Source organism: Sphingomonas gilva, assembly GCF_003515075.1.
Classification (GTDB): Bacteria; Pseudomonadota; Alphaproteobacteria; order Sphingomonadales; family Sphingomonadaceae; genus Sphingomonas; species Sphingomonas gilva.
Window position 1 is genome coordinate 522,228 of the sequence record NZ_QWLV01000001.1, and the last position, 16,276, is coordinate 538,503.

Here is a 16,276-nt window from a genome sequence, read left to right on the forward strand (position 1 = left end):
TTCGCCCCATGCAATCGCGTGGACGCACCTTGACCGCGCCCGCGATGCCGCTACCCAAAGAGGCATGACCGAGCAGCTGCCCGACAGCCTGATTCCCTACGACGAGATCGTGCAGGAGGCGCTGCGCGCGGTGGTGGGCCGCGTGCTCGGCACCGTCACCGATTCGGCGCTGCCGGGCGGGCACCATTTCTACATCACCTTCAAGACGCAGGCGCCGGGCGTGATGATCCCGCGCCATCTGGTCGAGCGCTTTCCCGACGAGATGACCATCGTCCTGCAGAACAAGTTCTGGGACCTGAAGGTGGAGCCGGACCTGTTCTCCGTCGGGCTGACCTTCAACCAGGTGCCCGCGACTTTGGTGATCCCCTATGCCGCGGTGACGCGATTCCAGGACCCCGCGGTCGATTTCGCGCTGCAGTTCCAGGCGCAGGACGCCGACGGCGACGACGAGCCGCTCGACCCCGGTGAGAATGACGGGCCGGTCGCGGTGCCTGCGGAAGACGGATCGAACGTGGTTGCCGTAGACTTTAAGCGGAAGAAGTAGGAACGCGATTCCTCCATTCCCGTTCGTGTCGAGCGAAGTCGAGACACGTCAGCCCGGGCGCAGGCTTCTCGACTTCGCTCGAAGCGAACGGAGTTTGGGATGAGTGAAACCCGCACCGAAACTGATTCGATCGGACCGATCGAGGTTCCGGCGGACGCCTATTGGGGCGCGCAGACGCAGCGGTCGATCGCGAATTTTCCGTTCGGAGAGCGCGAACGGATGCCGATCGGCATCGTCCATGCCCTCGCGCTGGTGAAGCAGGCGGCCGCGCGCGTGAACCGCGGCCACGGCCTGGCGGCGGACAAGGCCGATGCGATCGAGGCGGCGGCGGCGGAAGTCGCGGCGGGCAAGCTCGACGACCAGTTCCCGCTGGTGATCTGGCAGACGGGCAGCGGCACCCAATCCAACATGAACGTCAACGAGGTGATCGCCGGCCGGGCGAACGAGATGCTGACCGGCGCGCGCGGCGGCAAGGCGCCGGTGCACCCCAATGACGATGTGAACATGAGCCAGTCGTCCAACGACAGCTTCCCGACCGCGTTGCATGTCGCGGCCTATCTGCGGGTCGCCGATCGGCTGGTTCCGGCGCTGAAGCGGTTGCGGATGCTGCTCGATGCGCGGGCCTCGATGTGGGAGGACATCGTCAAGATCGGCCGCACCCATCTGCAGGACGCGACGCCGCTGACGCTCGGCCAGGAATTCTCGGGCTATGCCGAGCAGTGCGACCAGGGACTGGCGCGGATCGAAGGGGTCTTGCCCAGGCTGGCGCGGCTGGCGCAGGGCGGGACGGCGGTGGGCACGGGCCTGAACGCTCCTGCCGGGTTCGATGTCGCGGTGGCGGCCGAGATCGCGGCGCTCACCGGATTGCCCTTCCTGACGGCGGGTTCGAAGTTCGAGGCGCTGGCGTCGAACGACACGCTGGTCGAGCTGTCCGGCGCGCTCAACACGCTGGCGGTTTCGCTCACCAAGATCGCCAACGATATCCGGCTGCTGGGCTCCGGCCCGCGCTCCGGGCTGGGCGAGCTCGATCTGCCGGCGAACGAGCCGGGCAGCTCGATCATGCCCGGCAAGGTCAACCCCACCCAGTGCGAGATGCTGACGATGGTCGCGGCGCAGGTGATCGGCAATCATGCCGCGATCACCGTCGGCGGGTTGCAGGGCCATCTGGAGCTCAACGTGTTCAAGCCGATGATCGGGGCCAATATCCTGCGCTCGATCGACCTGCTCGCGACCGGCATGGAGAGCTTCGCCGAACGCTGCGTCGAGGGGCTGGAGCCCAATCGCTCGCGGATCGCCGAGCTGGTCGACCGGTCGCTGATGCTGGTCACCGCGCTTGCGCCCGAGATCGGCTATGACAATGCCGCGAAGATCGCCAAGCACGCGCATGCCGAGGGGCTGACGCTCAGGGAGGCGGGGCTGGCGCTGGGGCTGGTCGACGCGGCGACCTTCGACCGGCTGGTGCGGCCCGAGACGATGGTTGGGAACTGAACCGCCGGCCACCCGCTTATATCAGGACAACAGGGATTTACGGACATGCTCAGGAGCCTGATCGGCGCGTTCATCGGCAGCAGGATCGACAAGCAGCGCGACGGGCGCGGCGGGATCGCGGGGGCGGCGCTGGGCGCGGCCGCCGCGCGGGTGGCGACGCGCAGCATCCCCGGCGCGCTGGCGATCGGCGGCGCCGCGGTCGCCGCCAGCCTGATCGGCAAGCGGATCAAGGCGCGGCGCGCCCGGCACGAACAGCTGCCGCCGATCCCGCCGCGTCCGCCTGGCCCGCAACCTTGACGCCCCGGCCATCGCTGCGCCACTAGCGCGCATGGCCGAACCGACGACGAATCCCCTGAAGCAGAGCCGCCGCGGCGTGCTCTTCGTGCTCTCCTCGCCATCGGGCGCGGGTAAATCGACTATCGCGCGGCGGATACTCGCGGCGGACCAGGGCATCACCATGTCGATCTCCGCGACGACGCGGCCGATCAGGCCCGGCGAGGTCGACGGCGTGGACTATCATTTCGTCAGCCTCGACCAGTTCCGCGAGATGGTGGCGAACGAGGAATTCCTCGAATGGGCGCATGTCTTCGGTCATCGCTACGGCACCCCGCGCGCGCCGGTCGATCAGGCGCTGGCCGAAGGGCGCGACGTGCTGTTCGACATCGACTGGCAGGGCGCGCAGCAGCTGTTCCAGCAGGCGGGCGGCGACGTCGTCCGCGTGTTCATCCTGCCGCCCTCGCTGACCGAGCTCGAACGCCGCCTGCGCGCGCGCGCGACCGATCCCGAGGACGTCATCGTCGCCCGCATGGACCGCGCCGCGACCGAGATCGGCCATTGGGACGGCTATGACTATGTGCTGGTCAACGACGACGTCGAACGCTGCTTCGGCAAGGTCCACACCATCCTGGCCTCCGAACGGCTGCGGCGGAGCCGGTGGACCGGGCTGATCGGCTTCGTCCGGGGGATGGTGAAGGGGGGGTGAAAGCGCGTCGCCCCTGCGCAGGCAGGGGCCTCAGGCGACAAACGCGATGCCGGATGTGCCACAAACCCAGAGGCCCCTGCCTGCGCAGGGGCGACGGCTATGCCAACCCCAGAAATCGCGCGGCCGCATCGTAGTCCGCGCGCCTTGCCGCCAGCGCGCGGGCGGCTTCGGCGTCCTCGCCCCATTGCTCGGCCTGCCAGGCTTCGTCGACCGTCGCCGCCGCCCATAGCGTGTCGGCGTCGATCGCGCCCTCGGCCAGCGCCAGCGCGCCGACCAGCGTGCCGGTGATCGGCACGATCGCGGCGAGCGCGGCGAGCGCGAAGGCGTCGCGGGCGGCGACCGCCTCGGCCAGCCGCGCCAAGGTGGCGGCGGGCTGGGGCCGGTGGATCACCCCGCTCGCGATCTCGAAATGCACATCGTAGCGCGCGCTCGCCCAGGCGAGCAGCGGGTCCCACGCCGCCGCCTCGCGGGCGATCAGCGGCTCGGGGCTTTCGGCGCGGTAGCAGGTCAGGTCGCTCTCGCCGTACGCCGCGATGCCGGCGACATGAGGGCCGGGATCGGGCGCGATGCGCTCGATCGCGGCGTTGGCGAGGCCGGTCAGGCGCATCGTCGCGGGCGCGATTTCTCCTTCGACCGCGCGCCACTCCTCGGCGATCGCTTCGGCGAGCATTTGCGAGGGTATGACGAGCGGCAGCCGGCCGGGCGTGCGTACGGCGCGCCCGTCGAGCCGGATGCCGTGGCCGCCATCCTCGGCCACGACGCTCACCTCCTTCCAGAAGCGCTTCATTCGGGCGGGGTGCGCCAGCGGCGGGCGAGCGAGCGGGGCAGGAAGGCGATGATCGCGAGCGCGAGGATGATCAGCGCGACCGCCGCGACGATCTCGACCGTGCTGTCCGCGCGCTGGCTCCACACCAGCCCGGCCATCGCCAGCGCCACGCCGAGCACGCGGCTGACGCCCATCAGGAAGAAGCGGTTGCGGGCGGGGTCGGTCACAGGCGTTGCTCCATCGCGGCGGCGATCTCCCTGGGATGGGCCAGCACCTGCGCCGCGCCGCCATCATGCAGCAGCTCGGGCGGATGATAGCCCCAGGCGACACCGAGCGGGTGCGCGCCCGCCGCCACCGCCATCGCCATATCGTAGCTGGTGTCGCCGATCATCACCGTCGTCTCGGGCGAGGCGCCCGCCTCCGCCATGGCAGCCGCGATCATCGCGGGATGCGGCTTGGACGGATGGCGGTCGGCGGTCTGCAACGTGACGAAGCGGCCGGCAAGGCCGTGATGCGCCAGGATCAGCCCCAGCCCGCGATCCGATTTGCCGGTGGCGACGCCGAGCAGCCAGCCGGCATCCTCCAGCGCGGCGATCGCCTCCAATATTCCTTCGTACAGCGGCTCATCGGCAAGCCCGCCACGGCCGCGCATTCCTTGAAACGTCAGGCGGTAGCTGGCGGCCATCCGCTCATGCATCGCGTCGTCGGCGTCGGGCAACAGGGTTCGCATGATATCAACCAGCGACAGCCCGATCAGGTCGAGGACCTGACGTCGCCCAGGCGCCGCAAGCCCCGCTTCATCGAAGCAGGCACCCATCGCCGCGCAGATATTGTGCTGCGAATCGACCAGCGTTCCGTCGCAATCGAAGATGGCGAGGCGGTTCACCCGCCCCCCCGCCGCCGGCGTTCGCCCTTGCGTTCCTTGCGGACGGTCTTGGCGTGCGCTTTTGCCTTCTGCTTCTGTTCCGCGCGCGAGGGCGGCGGGGCGTCCTCGGGCAGGGCGAGGTCGCCGGCGACGATGTCGAAGCCGAGCTGGTCGAGGCTTTCGTTGAAGTGCGGCGGCAGTTCGGCGGTCACGTCGATGCGGCCGCCATCGGGGTGATCGATGCGCAGGCGGCGCGCATGGAGGTGCATCTTGCGGCTGATCGTGCCGGTCAGGAACGCGTCCTGCCCGCCATATTTGCCGTCGCCGACGATCGGATGGCCGATCGCCGCCATATGCACGCGCAATTGGTGGGTGCGGCCGGTGAAGGGCTGCAGCTCGACCCAGGCGGCCTTGTTGCCGGCGCGCTCGATCACGCGGTAGCGGGTACGCGCCGGAGCGCCCTCCTTTTCATCGACCTGCATCTTCTCGCCGCCGGTGCCCGGCTGCTTGGCGAGCGGCAGCTCGATCATGCCGTCGTCGATCGAGGGGACGCCCGCGATCAGCGCCCAATAGACCTTGCGCGCGGTGCGGCTGGAGAAGCTCTTGCCGAAATAGGCCGCGGCGCGGCTGGTGCGCGCGATCAGCAATGCGCCCGACGTGTCCTTGTCGAGCCGGTGGACCAGCTTGGGCCGGCTTTCGCTGTCATAGGCGAGCGCGTCGAGCAGCCCGTCGACATGCTCGGTGGTCTTGGTGCCGCCCTGCGTGGCGAGGCCGGGGGGCTTGTTGAGCACGATCGCCTGCGCGTCCTGATGGATCACCATCTCGCGCATGAAGGCGATCTGGTCTTCGCTGAGCGGCGGGCGTTCGCGCTTGGGCCGCGCGGTGGCGGCCTTGGCGGGCTCGTCGGGCGGCACGCGCAGCGTCTGGCCGGCGGCGATGCGGTCGCCCGGCGTGGCGCGCGCGCCGTCGACGCGCAGCTGCCCGGTGCGCGCCCAGCGCGAGACGGTGTTGAACGAGATGTCCGGCAGGTGCCGCTTGAACCAGCGATCGAGCCGGATGCCGTCGTCGTCCGGCGCGACGGTGAAGCTGCGCACCTCGCTCATGCCGCCACCCGCGCAATGGCGAGCCCGGCGAACAGCGCGAGCACCGATCCGACCACCGAGACGAGCGCATAGCCGAGCGCGACGCCGATCTGCCCGCGCTCGATCATCAACGCCGCCTCCAGGCTGAAGGCGGAGAAGGTGGTGAAGCCGCCGAGGATGCCGACGCCGAGGAACAGCCGCCAACCCTCTGGCGTGCTCATCCGCGTCAGGCTGCCGGCGAGCAAGCCCATGAGGAGGCCGCCCAGGAGGTTCACGAACAAGGTGCCCCAGGGATAGCCGGGGCCGAGCGCGCGCAGCGCGGCTTCGCCCGCGAGGAAGCGCAAGCCGGCACCGATCGCGCCGCCGGTCATGACGAGGAGGAGTTGGGACATTGGTGCGCGCTTAGCCTAAGGCGGGTGCAGCGCCAACTAGTAGCCGTCGCCCCTGCGAAGGAGCGTCGGGTTGTGCACGCCCCGCGTGCACAAGGATTGCCTGGGAGGCAATCCGACCCGACGCTGGCCGCTGGGTTTGTGGCACACCGGCCGTCGCGTGTGCCGACTGAGGCCCCTGCCTTCGCAGGAGCGACGATCGTTTACGCCGCCACGTTCGAAATCAAATCCACCTCTGTCCCGCCGCCGGGCAGGTTGCGCAGGAACAGCATATAGGCGTCGTCGCGGCGGGCGCCGCCCAGCATATGCTCCTTGCCGTCTTCCAAGTGCTCGGCCGAATAGCCGGCGCGGACGGCTTTGGTGTAGTAATAGTCGAGCACCGCCTGCATGTTCGCATCGGCGCGGAAGGTGACCACGCGCATCTTGCATGGCGCTTCGTTGCCGCCCGCCGCCTCGACCACGCGGGCGCCGGGATAGACGGTCATCTCGGGCGCGAGCCGCGCGGCCCAGCGGGCGGAATAGTCGAGCTTGTCGGCGCACGGGTTGCCGCCCGCCGCGCCCGCCTTTTGCGAAGATGCGAGCTGGCCGAGCGTGACCGCTTCGCCGCCCGCGGGCGTGAACTTGCCCGCGGCAGGCGCGCGCAGCAGCTTGCCGTTGGCCATGGCGTATTCGGCCTTGGCGGCGTCCGCGCGACGTTCGGGCGGGATCGGCTGCGACAGCGCGCCGGGGGTGCGGCGCGTGCCGCGGCCGTTCTTCGCCGCCAGGTTGGGATCGACCATGATCTGGTCTTCGAGCGCCGCGGTCAGCGCCGGATCGCTCGCATTGCCGACCAGCTCATTGTCGAGCACGTCGAGGCTCGCCTGATCGGACCGCTCGTTCTTGCAGGCGGCGATGGAGAGCGCGATCGTCGCGGCGATCAGCAATTTGGTGCGGCGCATCTTCGAATCTCCCGGGATTACGGCGCTTTTGTGCCGCAGCCCGGTTAAGAAACCCATGCCGAATCGGGGTTAATGGGCGGGGATTCGCCGCGTTTCCGTCCCGATGCGGGACGGATCGGCGTCAGGCGCGACGCCGCGCACGCCACTGGTCGGCGGTCTGGCCCCAGGCGTCGATCACCAGATCGGCATAGGGCTCGGGCAGCCTGGTCGGGCCGAGATTGGTCGAGCCCAGCCGTCTGGCGAGTGCGACCGAGCGGACATTCGCCGCCTCTATGGTGTGGATGATCGTCTCGAAGCCGAGACGGTCGACGGCGAAGTCCATCGTCGCGGCCGCGCCTTCATAGGCATAGCCCTTGCCCGCGAACTTCGCCCGGACGCCCCAGCCGACCTCGGTCCCCGGCCAACCCTCCGGCTGCCAGGGGCCGAGCCGGCCGACCCATTCGCCGGTCGCGCGCTCGATCATCGAGAACATCGCATAGCCGCGGATGTGCCAGGCGCCCGCCATGGCGCACAGCGAGCGCCACGCGCCGGCGCGGCCCTGCGTGCCGCCGATATAGCGCATCGTCTCCTCCTCCGCCGACATGATCGCCCAGCCGTCGAGATCCTCCGGGCCGGGCGGGCGCAGGATCAGGCGTTCGGTGACGAGGACGGGACCGTTGATCATGACGCACTCCCGGTGGCATGGGGCGGAACCGAAGGGCCTCCGCGCGATTGAGAGGCCATAGGCGGATTGGAGACTTATATGAAGGCCGACGCGAAGACCATCGGCACGGCGGCGGCCGGAGTCGCGGGCGTGGCCGCGCTGGCGGCGGGCGGCTGGTATCTGTTCGAGAAGCTGAGCGAGAAGCCGCGCCACCGCACGCTGGAGCGCGAAGGCGTGTTCGAATTGCGCGCCTACCCCGCGCTGCTGGTCGCCGAGACGGTGGTCGAGGGCGAGCGCAGGGCGGCGCTGGAGGCGGGCTTCGAACGGCTGGCCGACTATATCTTCGCCAAATCGCGCGGCGGCGAGAAGATTTCGATGACGGCGCCGGTGCTGTCCGACCGCGAAGGCGCCGGCGAGCGTGTCGCGATGACCGCGCCGGTGCTGTCCGAGGAGGCCGAGGGCGGCTGGCGCACGCGCTTCGTGATGCCGGCCAAATACGACCGCGCTTCGCTGCCGGTGGCGCCCGCCAGCATCGTCATCACCGAAATCCCGGCGCGCGAAATGGCCGCGGTGCGCTTTTCGGGCGGGTCGGAGGACGCCAATCTGGAGCGCCAGGAACGCCGCCTGCGCGACTGGATGGCGGCGAGCGGGTTCGAGGCGGCGGGCGCGCCCGAATACGCCTTCTACAACTCGCCCTACATCCCACCCTTCCTCCGCCGCAACGAGGTGCTGATTCCGGTGCGGTGAGGGCGCGCAGCCGCGAGGAAGAAAGAGAAGGGGTCACGCGGAGGCGCGAAGGCGCGGAGGAGTTGTGCGGGCGGAGAGGCTCCGCCGCGCAGCGGCTTCCATCCTATGCGGCTGCGATGGGTATGAAGGTCTCGCTGACGCGGGACGGTCGCCACGAGAGGATTCTCCGCGCCTTCGCACCTTCGCGTGAACCACTCTTCTTCTTCTTCTGCTCGCCAGCCCTTGTGCGAAGCCAAGTGCGCGCCCATCTGCGGCTCATGCTGAACCTTGCCTCGCTCGCCGTCGGTGTGGTCGCGTTCTTTCTCGCGATCTTCGCCTTCTTTCCCTTTCTGGGATGGGCGTACTGGCTGATCATCCCGATCGCGCTGGTGGGGCTGCTGCTCGGCATCCTTTCTTCGAAGAACTCCGGGCGTAACCTCAACCTCATCGTGATCGTCGTCGGCGTCGTCCGCCTGATGCTGGGCGGCGGGTTCATCTGAGCAGGGACGATCCGGCGACGGGACGGACGCGGGTCGGGCTGGGATACGGCCTGGCCGCCTATCTGCTGTGGGGCTTCCTCCCGCTTTATTTCCTGCTGCTGAAAGGCGTCGATCCGGTCGAGATCGTCGCGCAGCGCGTGCTGTGGTCGCTGGCGCTGCTGCTGCCCATCGCCGCGCTGATCGGGCGCTGTGGCGCGCTCAGGCGCGCGCTTGCCGACCGCCGGTTGCTGGCGCAGCTCGGCGCGAGCTCGGCGCTGATCGCGGCCAACTGGCTGGTCTATGTCTGGGCGGTGTTCAACGGCCACGTCCTCGCGGCGAGCCTCGGCTATTTCCTCAACCCGCTGATCAACGTCGCGCTGGGCACGATCGTGCTCAAGGAGCGGCTGACGCGCGGCCAGGCGGTGGCGGTGGGGCTCGCCGCGCTGGGCGTCGCGGTACTCGCGGTCGAGGCGAGCGATGGACTGTGGATCAGCCTGGCGCTGGCGCTGTCGTTCGGCCTCTACGGGCTGGTGCGCAAGATGGCGGCGGTCGAATCGCTCGAGGGGCTGACGATCGAGACCGCCTTGCTCGCGCCCTTCGGCCTCGCCTATCTGGCGTGGCTGTCGGCGACGGGTGGGATCGCATTCGGCGGCGGCGTGGGGATCAGCCTGCTGCTCGTCCTCGCCGGCGCGGTGACCGCCACGCCGCTGCTGCTGTTCGCCGCGGCGGCGCGGCGGATCCGCTATTCGACGCTCGGCCTGCTGCAATATCTCGCGCCCTCGATCCAGTTCGTGCTGGCGATCACGGTGTTCGGCGAAGCGCTGGAGCCGGCCCAGCTCGCCTGTTTCGCGCTGATCTGGACCGCGTGCGTGGTCTATGCCCTGAGCAGCCTCAGCGAGCATCGCCGGGTGCAGGCGGCGCGCCCGGCCTGACGCGAAAAGGCCCGGCGGTGTCCCGCCGGGCCTTCCCATTCCCTGTTGCCCACCTGGGTATCAGCGGCAGCTGACGTTGCCGCGATCGATCTCGCGGCCCAGCAGCGCGCCCGCGCCGCCGCCGATGATCGTGCCGATCAGGTTCGAATCGCCCTGTGCGATCAGATTGCCCAGCACGCCGCCGCCGATCGCGCCGATGATGAGACCGGTGGTCCCGTCCGAACGGCGGCAATAATAGCGGTTGTCATAGCCGCGATAGATGCGCGTGCCGCGCGTGACGCGGACCGGGCGATAATAGCGGCCGTCGCGATAGTAGCGCTCCGGATAATAGCGGTTGTAGCCGGGCTCCAGCCGGTTCCAGTCGTACCGGCGCGCCTGGCGCCAATCGCGGATCCGCTCGCGCTGGTCGCGGCGGGCGTCGCGGACGTTCCGGCGATATTCGCGGTCGGCCTGGCGGACGTCGCGGCGGTTGTCCGCGTCGCGCAAGTCCTCGCGACGTTCGCGCTGCGCCTCGCGCACATCGCGGCGATATTCCCGATCCTGCGCCACGGCCGGGACGGCGGTAACCGTCACCGCGGCGAGCATCGACCCAAGCAGCATCTTACGCATCACACACACTCCTTGCTTACTCTCCCTTCAAAACGAACGGGCGCAAAGCGGGGTTGCGTGAACCGAAAACTACCTTCCGTTCACGCCGCCGCCATCAATCGAGCCGGTGCTCGAGCGTGATCTCTGCCTTGAGCAGCTTGGAGACGGGGCAATTGGCCTTGGCGTCCTGCGCGATCCTGGCGAAATCCTCGGCCCCGATGCCGGGCACCGTCGCGGTCAGCGACAGATCGGACCGGGTGATGGTGAAGCCGTCGCCGTCCTTCTCCAGCGTCACCGCGGCGCGGGTCGTGAGCGTGCCCTCGCCATAGCCCGCGCGGGCGAGCGCGAAGCTCAGCGCCATGGTGAAGCAGCCGGCATGCGCGGCGGCGACCAGTTCCTCGGGATTGGTGCCGGGTTCGTCCTCGAAACGGGTGTTGAAGCCGTAGGGCTGATCGGTGAGCACGCCCGACTGGGTCGAGATCCGGCCCTTGCCGTCCTTGCCCAGGCCTTCGTAGCGCGCGGTTGCGGTGCGGGTGGTCATTGCGGGTCTCCTTTGGCGGGATGAAACGAAAGCGGGCGGGCGATCCGTGGATCACCCGCCCGCTTCCTTACGCGATACTGAAGACAGTTCTTAGCGGCAGCGCTTGGGCTTGCTGACCTCGCGGTCGACCTCGCGGCCCAGCAGCGCGCCGGCGGCGGCGCCGCCCAGCGTGCCGAGCGTGCGGTCGCCACGCGTGTCGATCGTGCGGCCGATCAGCGCGCCGGCCACACCGCCGACGATCAGGCCGGTGGTGCCGTCCGACTTGCGGCAATACATCCGCCCGTCACGGCCGCGCCACTCCTTGTACTTGTAGCGCTTCTTCTGGACGGCCTGGGCCTCGCTGGCCGGAAGGACCATCGAAGCCGGAACCACCAGCGAAGCGGCGCCGATCGCCAGCATCAAACTACGCATGACACAAACTCCCTTGCTTTGATCTATATCAACCGTCCCACTCAACGACGGGCAGTAGCTGCGGTTGCATGAACCCAGAACTACAGGCCGTTCATGAAAGCGAACCGGCGGATCGGCGGCCCTTTTTTACTGGCAGCGCGCGTCGTTGCGGTCGATCTCGCGGCCGGCAAGCGCGCCCGCGCCCGCGCCGAGGATCGTGCCGAGCAGCTTGGATCCGCCCGGGGCGATGATGTTGCCCAGGACGCCGCCGGCGATTCCGCCGACCACCAGGCCGGTCGATCCGTCGTCGCGGCGGCAATAATAACGACCGTCGCGGCCGCGATAGATCATGTCGTCGTCGCGCAGCGGACGTGCGCGATAGTCGCCTTGGCGATAGGTGCGCTCGGCATAGCCTTCCTGGCCGAAATAGCCGTCGCCGCCATAGCCGTAGCCGTCATCGCCATACATGCTGGCGCACGCGCTCAGGGGAATTGCGGCGGCAAGCGCCAGCACGGATACGGGAATACGCATGGAAAACATCCTTCCTCACCGGTGATGAAGGCTGAACCCGCGGGCCGACGATTCGTTGCATGAACGACACGACCCCATCGCGGAGCTGTCCACGATATCCACATTATCCACAGGCGCGAAGGTGCATTTCGCGCTTGGTGCGACTCGGCATTGATGACAGCATGACGACATCGGCCGGACGATAGGAGCCCCGTAAAACGGGTTCCAAATCAAAAGGTTGATGGCCGGATCGGCCCGCCTGGTGCATCGCTTGCGATGAAACCGGCAGGTTGAAAAGGTCGGATCGACGACGATCCTGCAACCGATGAGGAGATGGCGCGAGCCGGACCCGATCGGTGGGCGGATCGAGAGCGATCCAGGCGCCGGACGATGCCGCTTGCGGCGCGAAAGGCGCCAGCAGCACGAATGGATCATGCTTCGGCATGAACCGGACGTCTGCGCCGACTTCGGCAGGATCGCTCGTCGATCCTGCCGGACGAGGCACGCATCGCCGGTCTCCGCCCTTCGGGACGCAGATGGGCATGCACGCCGCTGGAGCGCGGCGATGGACCTGACCAGCGAGGACTTCGGTCTTCAAGGCGGGAAAGCGTCGATGCTCGGCGCGAGTGGGGGCCGGTCTCAGGACCGGCCCCCATTTCGTTGGCGCGGCGATTTCGCTATGGCTGACGGCATGGCGCACTGGATCCTCAAATCCGAACCCGAAAGCTATTCGTGGGACGATCTCGTCAAGGAAGGCGAGACCGAGTGGACCGGCGTGCGCAACCATGCCGCCGCGGCGCATCTGCGCGCGATGAAGGTGGGCGATACCGGCTATTTCTATCACAGCGGCGCCGAGCGCGCGGCGGTGGGGCGGGTGAGGATCACGCGGGCCGCGCAAAAGGACGGCGATGAGGGCAACTGGGTGTCGGTGGCGGTGAAGCCGGCCGGCGCACTCAAGCAGCCGGTGACGCTCGCCGCGATCAAGGCCGAGCCCAAGCTGGCCGAAATGGCGCTGGTGCGCCAGTCGCGGCTGTCGGTATCGCCGGTCAGCGACGCCGAATGGACGCTGTTGGAGAAGATGGCGGGCTAGAACGGATCGACATTCGGAAGATTGGTTCAAGCGAAGGCGCGAAGAAGAAGATTAGTTCACGCGATGGCGCGGAGGCGCGAAGAAGAAGTAAGAAGGTTGGTTCGCGCAGAGACGCGGAGACGCAGAGATGCCGAACCCAGCGCGAAGCGCATCTCACTTCGCTACGTGCGGCAAGCGGAACCTTGCGGAAAGATGAGAGCCGCTGACGCGGCAGAACCACCTCTCTGCGCCTCCGCGTCTCTGCGCGAACCCCTTCTTCTTTCTTCGCGCCTTCGCGTGAACCCAAATCCTGTGAGGCGGCAATGTCGATCCGGCCTAGTCGCCTTTGGCCAGCAGCCAGGTCAGCACCTCGTCCATCCGCGCCGCCCAGCTATTCTCTTCATGCGCGGTGCCGGGATAGACTTTCGTCTTCATATCGCGGCCTTCGCGCCAGCCGAGTTCAGCGAGTTGGGCGTCTATGCGCTTCTGGTACGGCCCGTAGGCGGCGTCGAGGGTCTGGTCGCCATGATCGAACCAGATGCGGCGGCCCCGCGGCTCCGCCAGCTCGCGCGCGACGAAGCGCCGCCACAGCGCGGCGACCTCCGCGTCGAGCGGCCCGACCTTCGCCGGGTCGCCGAGCGGCCAATGGGTCGATACGCAGCCGGCATTGCCGAACACGTTCGGGTGGCGCGCGATGGCGTAGAGCGAGATCAGCCCGCCCATGCTCGATCCCATGATGCTGGTGCGGCGCGGATCCGGCCGGGTGCGATAATCGCGGTCGATCGCCGGCTTCAGTTCCTCGACGAGGAAGCGCAGATAGGCGTCGGAAATGACCGGGCCGCCGGCCAGCCGGTCGAATTCGGCGCGCAGCGGCGGCGGGGCGTCCTCATAGAGCGCCTGCGGGAAATAGGTGCGATATCGGTCCTTGCCGGTGTTCCACACGCCGACGATGATGACTGGGTCGATCGCGCGCTTCGCGGTCAGCCGCGTGACGGCCTTGTCCACCGCCCAGACCTTGCCGAAGCCGGACCGGGTGGGATCGAACAGGTTCTGGCCGTCATGCATGTAGAGGACGCCGTACCGGCCCCTGCCCGCGTCATAGCCCGGCGGCAGCCAGATGGTGATCCGCTGCGCGCCGATGTGGCGCGAGGGAAATGCGGCGGTCTCGATCAGGCGGCCATCGCCGCTGACGGGAGCCGCGAGGCCGGAAATGCGCGGCGCGCAGCCGACGAGCGCGCCGCCGGCGAGGCCCGCGATCAGCGTCCGCCGGTCGATCGTCGCCGGCTTCACTTGCCGCTCGCGACGAAGCGCACCGCCTGGCCGCCGCCGGGGGCGAGCGCGAGCGTCATGCTGTCGCCTTTCCTGACCTGGCGCTTCTCGATGACGATCGAATGGCGCTTGTCGGTGCGATAGTCGGCGTCGGGCCCGTCGCGGTAGATCTCGGCTGTGTAGGTCTTGCCGGGCGACAGGAAGTCGAGCTTCACCGTGGTCGTCCGCGCTATCTCGTCGCCGACGCTGCCCAGATACCAGTCCTCGCTGTGGCGATCCTTGCGGACTATGGTGGCGTAATCGCCGACCTCGCCGTTCAGCACGCGGGTGTCGGCCCAGTCGGCGGGCACGTCGCGGATGAATTTGAACGGGCCGGGATATCTGGCGTAGTTCTCCGGCGTGTCGGCCGCCATCTGCACCGGCGAATAGAGCACGACGTAGAGCGCGAGCTGCTTGGCGATGGTCGAATTGATCGGGCGTCCTTCGGAACCGGTCAGGCTCAGCACGCCGGGGGTGTAGTCCATCGGGCCGGAGAGCATCCGGGTGAACACGAGGTTGGCGACATGCTCGGGCGGGTTGCCGCCGGGCCAGGCGTTGTATTCCATGCCCCGCGCGCCCTCTCGGCTCATCCAGTTGGGATAGGTGCGCCTGAGGCCGGTGTCCTTGATCGGCTCGTGCGTGTCGATCGACAGCTTGTACTTCGCCGCCGCCTTGATGACGCGGAGGTGGTGGTTGGACATCCACTGGCCCTCATGCCATTCGCGCAGGCGCGTGCCGTCGGGGTCGACGCGCTCGATCTGCCCGGCGTCGGTGACATAGCCGGTCTTGATGATCTTCTGGCCATGGTCGCGGCTGAAGGCGAAGGCGCGGTCGAACTGGCTCTCGTAATGGCTGGCGGAGCCGCCGGTCTCGTGATGGCCGACCAGGCTGACGCCCTTGGACCTGGCATAGGCGGCGAGGCCGGAGGCATCGAAATCCTCGGTCGGCCGGGCGAAGTCCATCGCGTTGCCGTTGCCGAACCAGTTGCCGTCCCAGCCGATATTCCAGCCTTCGACCAGCACATGCGGGATGCCGTTGGCCGCGGCGAAGTCGATGTAGCGGCGGACATTCCCGGTCGTCGCGCCGTGCTTCGGCCCGCGCGCCCAGCTCCATTCGCCCTTGATCATGTTCCACCACACGCCGACGAACTTGCCGGGCTTGACCCAGCTGACGTCGCCCAGCTTGTTGGGCTCGTTCAGGTTGAGCATGATGTGGCTCATATAGAGCCCCGGCGCGTCGTCGCTTATGATCAGCGTGCGCCACGGCGTGCTGAACGGCAGGTCGCGCGTCACCTTCGGCCGGCCCGCGCCGGGCGTGAGCACCGCTTTCAGCGTGTTGCCCTGGACCTTGGCGACGTTCATCGCCGAATAGTCGACCAGCGCCGCCTCGTGCAGCGCGACGTGCGTGCCGCTCGCCAGCTTCATCGTGATCGGCGTCTGGGCGGTGCCGACCTCGGAAAGCGGGGTCTCCTGGAACAGATATTCCTCGCGGTTCCACTCGAACGCGGTGTTCCACCAGGCGGTCGCCGGTTCGGCGAAGGCGAACTGGGTCAGCTCCTCGGCGATGTTGGCGGTGGTGAGGTTGGGCTGCTTGGGGAATGTGTAGCGGAAGCCGACGCCGTCATCGAAGATGCGGAAGGTGACCAGCATCTCGCGCTTGAGGTCCGTCTTCTCGCGGAAGCGGACGGTCATCTCCTTATGATTGTCGCGAATGGTGCGCCATTCGCCATAGGGCTGGTTCCACGTCGTATCGCTTTCGGCCGTATCGGTATCGACGATCGCCAGGTTGCGCTCCATCTTGGGCGCGTCGGTGAACAGGAAGCCCAGGCGGCTGTCGGTGATGACGGGCTTGCCGCCGCGCGCGACGGCATAGCTCGGGCGGCCTTCGTTATCGACCGTGACGCTGACCGTGATGCGGCCGTCGGGCGAGGAGGCGCTGGCGACGACCGGTTGATCCGCCGATTGCCCGAGCGCCGGCGCGAGGAGGAGCGGCGCGGCCAGCGACAGCGCGAGTGGGGCCAGCAATTTCATGACGTC

The 16,276-nt window shown here is 68.3% G+C and carries 22 protein-coding genes; 8 read left to right on the forward strand and 14 right to left on the reverse strand.

The annotated features are described in order from the left end of the window. The first annotated feature begins 64 nt into the window (after positions 1-64). The 4 genes from D1610_RS02560 to gmk all read left to right on the forward strand — a co-directional run bounded on the left by D1610_RS02560 (position 65) and on the right by gmk (position 3,014). Positions 65-544: an SspB family protein gene (locus D1610_RS02560; RefSeq protein WP_118862539.1), complete on the forward strand. Its 480-nt coding sequence runs from the start codon at positions 65-67 to the stop codon at positions 542-544. Positions 545-643: 99 nt separating this feature from the next. Then, positions 644-2,032 (forward strand): class II fumarate hydratase, encoded by a 1,389-nt coding sequence (gene fumC / locus D1610_RS02565; RefSeq protein WP_118862540.1) that lies wholly within the window; start codon positions 644-646, stop codon positions 2,030-2,032. A 45-nt stretch (positions 2,033-2,077) separates the two neighbouring features. After that, the gene (locus tag D1610_RS02570) at positions 2,078-2,329 is read left to right on the forward strand and encodes a hypothetical protein (RefSeq protein ID WP_118862541.1); all 252 of its coding nucleotides are present in this window, start codon (positions 2,078-2,080) and stop codon (positions 2,327-2,329) included. A gap of 31 nt (positions 2,330-2,360) precedes the next feature. After that, positions 2,361-3,014 (forward strand): guanylate kinase, encoded by a 654-nt coding sequence (gmk, locus tag D1610_RS02575; RefSeq protein WP_118862542.1) that lies wholly within the window; start codon positions 2,361-2,363, stop codon positions 3,012-3,014. A gap of 97 nt (positions 3,015-3,111) precedes the next feature. Here gmk and D1610_RS02580 read toward each other — a convergent pair whose 3' ends face one another. The 7 genes from D1610_RS02580 to D1610_RS02610 form a co-directional block, all read right to left on the reverse strand. Further along, positions 3,112-3,801, reverse strand: a complete 690-nt coding sequence (locus D1610_RS02580) for an ATP12 family chaperone protein (RefSeq protein ID WP_118862543.1) — start codon at positions 3,799-3,801, stop codon at positions 3,112-3,114. Next, positions 3,798-4,007, reverse strand: a complete 210-nt coding sequence (locus D1610_RS02585; RefSeq protein WP_118862544.1) for a hypothetical protein — start codon at positions 4,005-4,007, stop codon at positions 3,798-3,800. The genes D1610_RS02580 and D1610_RS02585 overlap by 4 nt, the downstream gene beginning before the upstream one ends. Continuing rightward, a complete protein-coding gene (locus D1610_RS02590; RefSeq protein ID WP_118862545.1) occupies positions 4,004-4,666 on the reverse strand; it encodes an HAD-IA family hydrolase in 663 nt (220 codons plus the stop codon). Before D1610_RS02590 ends, D1610_RS02585 begins: the two co-directional genes overlap by 4 nt. Next, positions 4,663-5,748: an RluA family pseudouridine synthase gene (locus D1610_RS02595; RefSeq protein WP_118862546.1), complete on the reverse strand. Its 1,086-nt coding sequence runs from the start codon at positions 5,746-5,748 to the stop codon at positions 4,663-4,665. The genes D1610_RS02590 and D1610_RS02595 overlap by 4 nt, the downstream gene beginning before the upstream one ends. Next, positions 5,745-6,119, reverse strand: coding sequence for a fluoride efflux transporter CrcB (gene crcB, locus D1610_RS02600; RefSeq protein WP_118862547.1), 375 nt, complete (start codon positions 6,117-6,119; stop codon positions 5,745-5,747). The genes D1610_RS02595 and crcB overlap by 4 nt, the downstream gene beginning before the upstream one ends. A 200-nt stretch (positions 6,120-6,319) precedes the next feature. After that, positions 6,320-7,054 carry a hypothetical protein gene (locus tag D1610_RS02605; protein WP_118862548.1) on the reverse strand — a complete coding sequence of 245 codons (735 nt, stop codon included), beginning with the start codon at positions 7,052-7,054 and terminating at the stop codon, positions 6,320-6,322. A gap of 121 nt (positions 7,055-7,175) precedes the next feature. Next, on the reverse strand, positions 7,176-7,718 hold the full coding sequence (locus D1610_RS02610; RefSeq protein ID WP_118862549.1) for a GNAT family N-acetyltransferase: 543 nt from the start codon (positions 7,716-7,718) through the stop codon (positions 7,176-7,178). A 78-nt stretch (positions 7,719-7,796) separates the two neighbouring features. Here D1610_RS02610 and D1610_RS02615 point away from each other — a divergent pair, with 78 nt between their 5' ends. The 3 genes from D1610_RS02615 (at position 7,797) to rarD (ending at position 9,834) form a co-directional block, all read left to right on the forward strand. Continuing rightward, positions 7,797-8,444, forward strand: a complete 648-nt coding sequence (locus D1610_RS02615) for an SOUL family heme-binding protein (RefSeq protein ID WP_118862550.1) — start codon at positions 7,797-7,799, stop codon at positions 8,442-8,444. A gap of 116 nt (positions 8,445-8,560) precedes the next feature. After that, entirely contained in the window at positions 8,561-8,923 is a 363-nt protein-coding gene (locus tag D1610_RS17560; RefSeq protein WP_342768289.1) for a hypothetical protein, read from the forward strand. A 95-nt stretch (positions 8,924-9,018) separates the two neighbouring features. Then, the gene (rarD, locus tag D1610_RS02625; RefSeq protein WP_342768301.1) at positions 9,019-9,834 is read left to right on the forward strand and encodes an EamA family transporter RarD; all 816 of its coding nucleotides are present in this window, start codon (positions 9,019-9,021) and stop codon (positions 9,832-9,834) included. Positions 9,835-9,894: 60 nt separating this feature from the next. Here rarD and D1610_RS02630 read toward each other — a convergent pair whose 3' ends face one another. The 5 genes from D1610_RS02630 to D1610_RS17220 all read right to left on the reverse strand — a co-directional run bounded on the left by D1610_RS02630 (position 9,895) and on the right by D1610_RS17220 (position 12,308). Then, positions 9,895-10,443 carry a glycine zipper 2TM domain-containing protein gene (locus D1610_RS02630; protein ID WP_118862552.1) on the reverse strand — a complete coding sequence of 183 codons (549 nt, stop codon included), beginning with the start codon at positions 10,441-10,443 and terminating at the stop codon, positions 9,895-9,897. 94 nt (positions 10,444-10,537) lie between these two features. Then, complete coding sequence (locus D1610_RS02635; RefSeq protein ID WP_118862553.1) at positions 10,538-10,963, reverse strand: OsmC family protein; 426 nt, start codon at positions 10,961-10,963, stop codon at positions 10,538-10,540. 90 nt (positions 10,964-11,053) lie between these two features. Then, positions 11,054-11,374 carry a glycine zipper 2TM domain-containing protein gene (locus tag D1610_RS02640; RefSeq protein WP_118862554.1) on the reverse strand — a complete coding sequence of 107 codons (321 nt, stop codon included), beginning with the start codon at positions 11,372-11,374 and terminating at the stop codon, positions 11,054-11,056. A gap of 126 nt (positions 11,375-11,500) precedes the next feature. Continuing rightward, positions 11,501-11,884 (reverse strand): glycine zipper 2TM domain-containing protein, encoded by a 384-nt coding sequence (locus D1610_RS02645; RefSeq protein WP_118862555.1) that lies wholly within the window; start codon positions 11,882-11,884, stop codon positions 11,501-11,503. A gap of 103 nt (positions 11,885-11,987) precedes the next feature. Then, complete coding sequence (locus D1610_RS17220; RefSeq protein ID WP_147414256.1) at positions 11,988-12,308, reverse strand: hypothetical protein; 321 nt, start codon at positions 12,306-12,308, stop codon at positions 11,988-11,990. A 246-nt stretch (positions 12,309-12,554) separates the two neighbouring features. On the opposite strand from D1610_RS17220, the gene D1610_RS02650 reads away from it, so the two are divergent. Continuing rightward, on the forward strand, positions 12,555-12,953 hold the full coding sequence (locus D1610_RS02650; RefSeq protein ID WP_118862556.1) for an EVE domain-containing protein: 399 nt from the start codon (positions 12,555-12,557) through the stop codon (positions 12,951-12,953). Positions 12,954-13,268: 315 nt separating this feature from the next. Here D1610_RS02650 and D1610_RS02655 read toward each other — a convergent pair whose 3' ends face one another. Both D1610_RS02655 and D1610_RS02660 read right to left on the reverse strand, forming a co-directional pair. Next, positions 13,269-14,222 (reverse strand): alpha/beta hydrolase, encoded by a 954-nt coding sequence (locus tag D1610_RS02655; RefSeq protein WP_245941938.1) that lies wholly within the window; start codon positions 14,220-14,222, stop codon positions 13,269-13,271. Continuing rightward, on the reverse strand, positions 14,219-16,270 hold the full coding sequence (locus D1610_RS02660) for a glycoside hydrolase family 97 protein (protein WP_118862557.1): 2,052 nt from the start codon (positions 16,268-16,270) through the stop codon (positions 14,219-14,221). The genes D1610_RS02655 and D1610_RS02660 overlap by 4 nt, the downstream gene beginning before the upstream one ends. Positions 16,271-16,276 lie beyond the last annotated feature (6 nt).

Excerpts from the sequence above, each read along its gene's own strand:
- D1610_RS02580 (WP_118862543.1), bottom strand. The coding sequence starts at position 3,801 with ATGAAGCGCTTCTGGAAGGAGGTGAGCGTCGTGGCCGAGGATGGCGGC.
- D1610_RS02660 (WP_118862557.1), bottom strand. The coding sequence starts at position 16,270 with ATGAAATTGCTGGCCCCACTCGCGCTGTCGCTGGCCGCGCCGCTCCTC.
- D1610_RS02630 (WP_118862552.1), bottom strand. The coding sequence starts at position 10,443 with ATGCGTAAGATGCTGCTTGGGTCGATGCTCGCCGCGGTGACGGTTACC.
- D1610_RS02615 (WP_118862550.1), top strand. The coding sequence starts at position 7,797 with ATGAAGGCCGACGCGAAGACCATCGGCACGGCGGCGGCCGGAGTCGCG.
- gmk (WP_118862542.1), top strand. The coding sequence starts at position 2,361 with ATGGCCGAACCGACGACGAATCCCCTGAAGCAGAGCCGCCGCGGCGTG.
- D1610_RS02560 (WP_118862539.1), top strand. The coding sequence starts at position 65 with ATGACCGAGCAGCTGCCCGACAGCCTGATTCCCTACGACGAGATCGTG.
- D1610_RS17220 (WP_147414256.1), bottom strand. The coding sequence starts at position 12,308 with ATGCCGAAGCATGATCCATTCGTGCTGCTGGCGCCTTTCGCGCCGCAA.
- D1610_RS02570 (WP_118862541.1), top strand. The coding sequence starts at position 2,078 with ATGCTCAGGAGCCTGATCGGCGCGTTCATCGGCAGCAGGATCGACAAG.
- D1610_RS02650 (WP_118862556.1), top strand. The coding sequence starts at position 12,555 with ATGGCGCACTGGATCCTCAAATCCGAACCCGAAAGCTATTCGTGGGAC.
- crcB (WP_118862547.1), bottom strand. The coding sequence starts at position 6,119 with ATGTCCCAACTCCTCCTCGTCATGACCGGCGGCGCGATCGGTGCCGGC.
- D1610_RS02640 (WP_118862554.1), bottom strand. The coding sequence starts at position 11,374 with ATGCGTAGTTTGATGCTGGCGATCGGCGCCGCTTCGCTGGTGGTTCCG.
- D1610_RS02605 (WP_118862548.1), bottom strand. The coding sequence starts at position 7,054 with ATGCGCCGCACCAAATTGCTGATCGCCGCGACGATCGCGCTCTCCATC.
- D1610_RS02610 (WP_118862549.1), bottom strand. The coding sequence starts at position 7,718 with ATGATCAACGGTCCCGTCCTCGTCACCGAACGCCTGATCCTGCGCCCG.
- D1610_RS02595 (WP_118862546.1), bottom strand. The coding sequence starts at position 5,748 with ATGAGCGAGGTGCGCAGCTTCACCGTCGCGCCGGACGACGACGGCATC.
- fumC (WP_118862540.1), top strand. The coding sequence starts at position 644 with ATGAGTGAAACCCGCACCGAAACTGATTCGATCGGACCGATCGAGGTT.
- D1610_RS17560 (WP_342768289.1), top strand. The coding sequence starts at position 8,561 with ATGGGTATGAAGGTCTCGCTGACGCGGGACGGTCGCCACGAGAGGATT.
- D1610_RS02635 (WP_118862553.1), bottom strand. The coding sequence starts at position 10,963 with ATGACCACCCGCACCGCAACCGCGCGCTACGAAGGCCTGGGCAAGGAC.
- D1610_RS02645 (WP_118862555.1), bottom strand. The coding sequence starts at position 11,884 with ATGCGTATTCCCGTATCCGTGCTGGCGCTTGCCGCCGCAATTCCCCTG.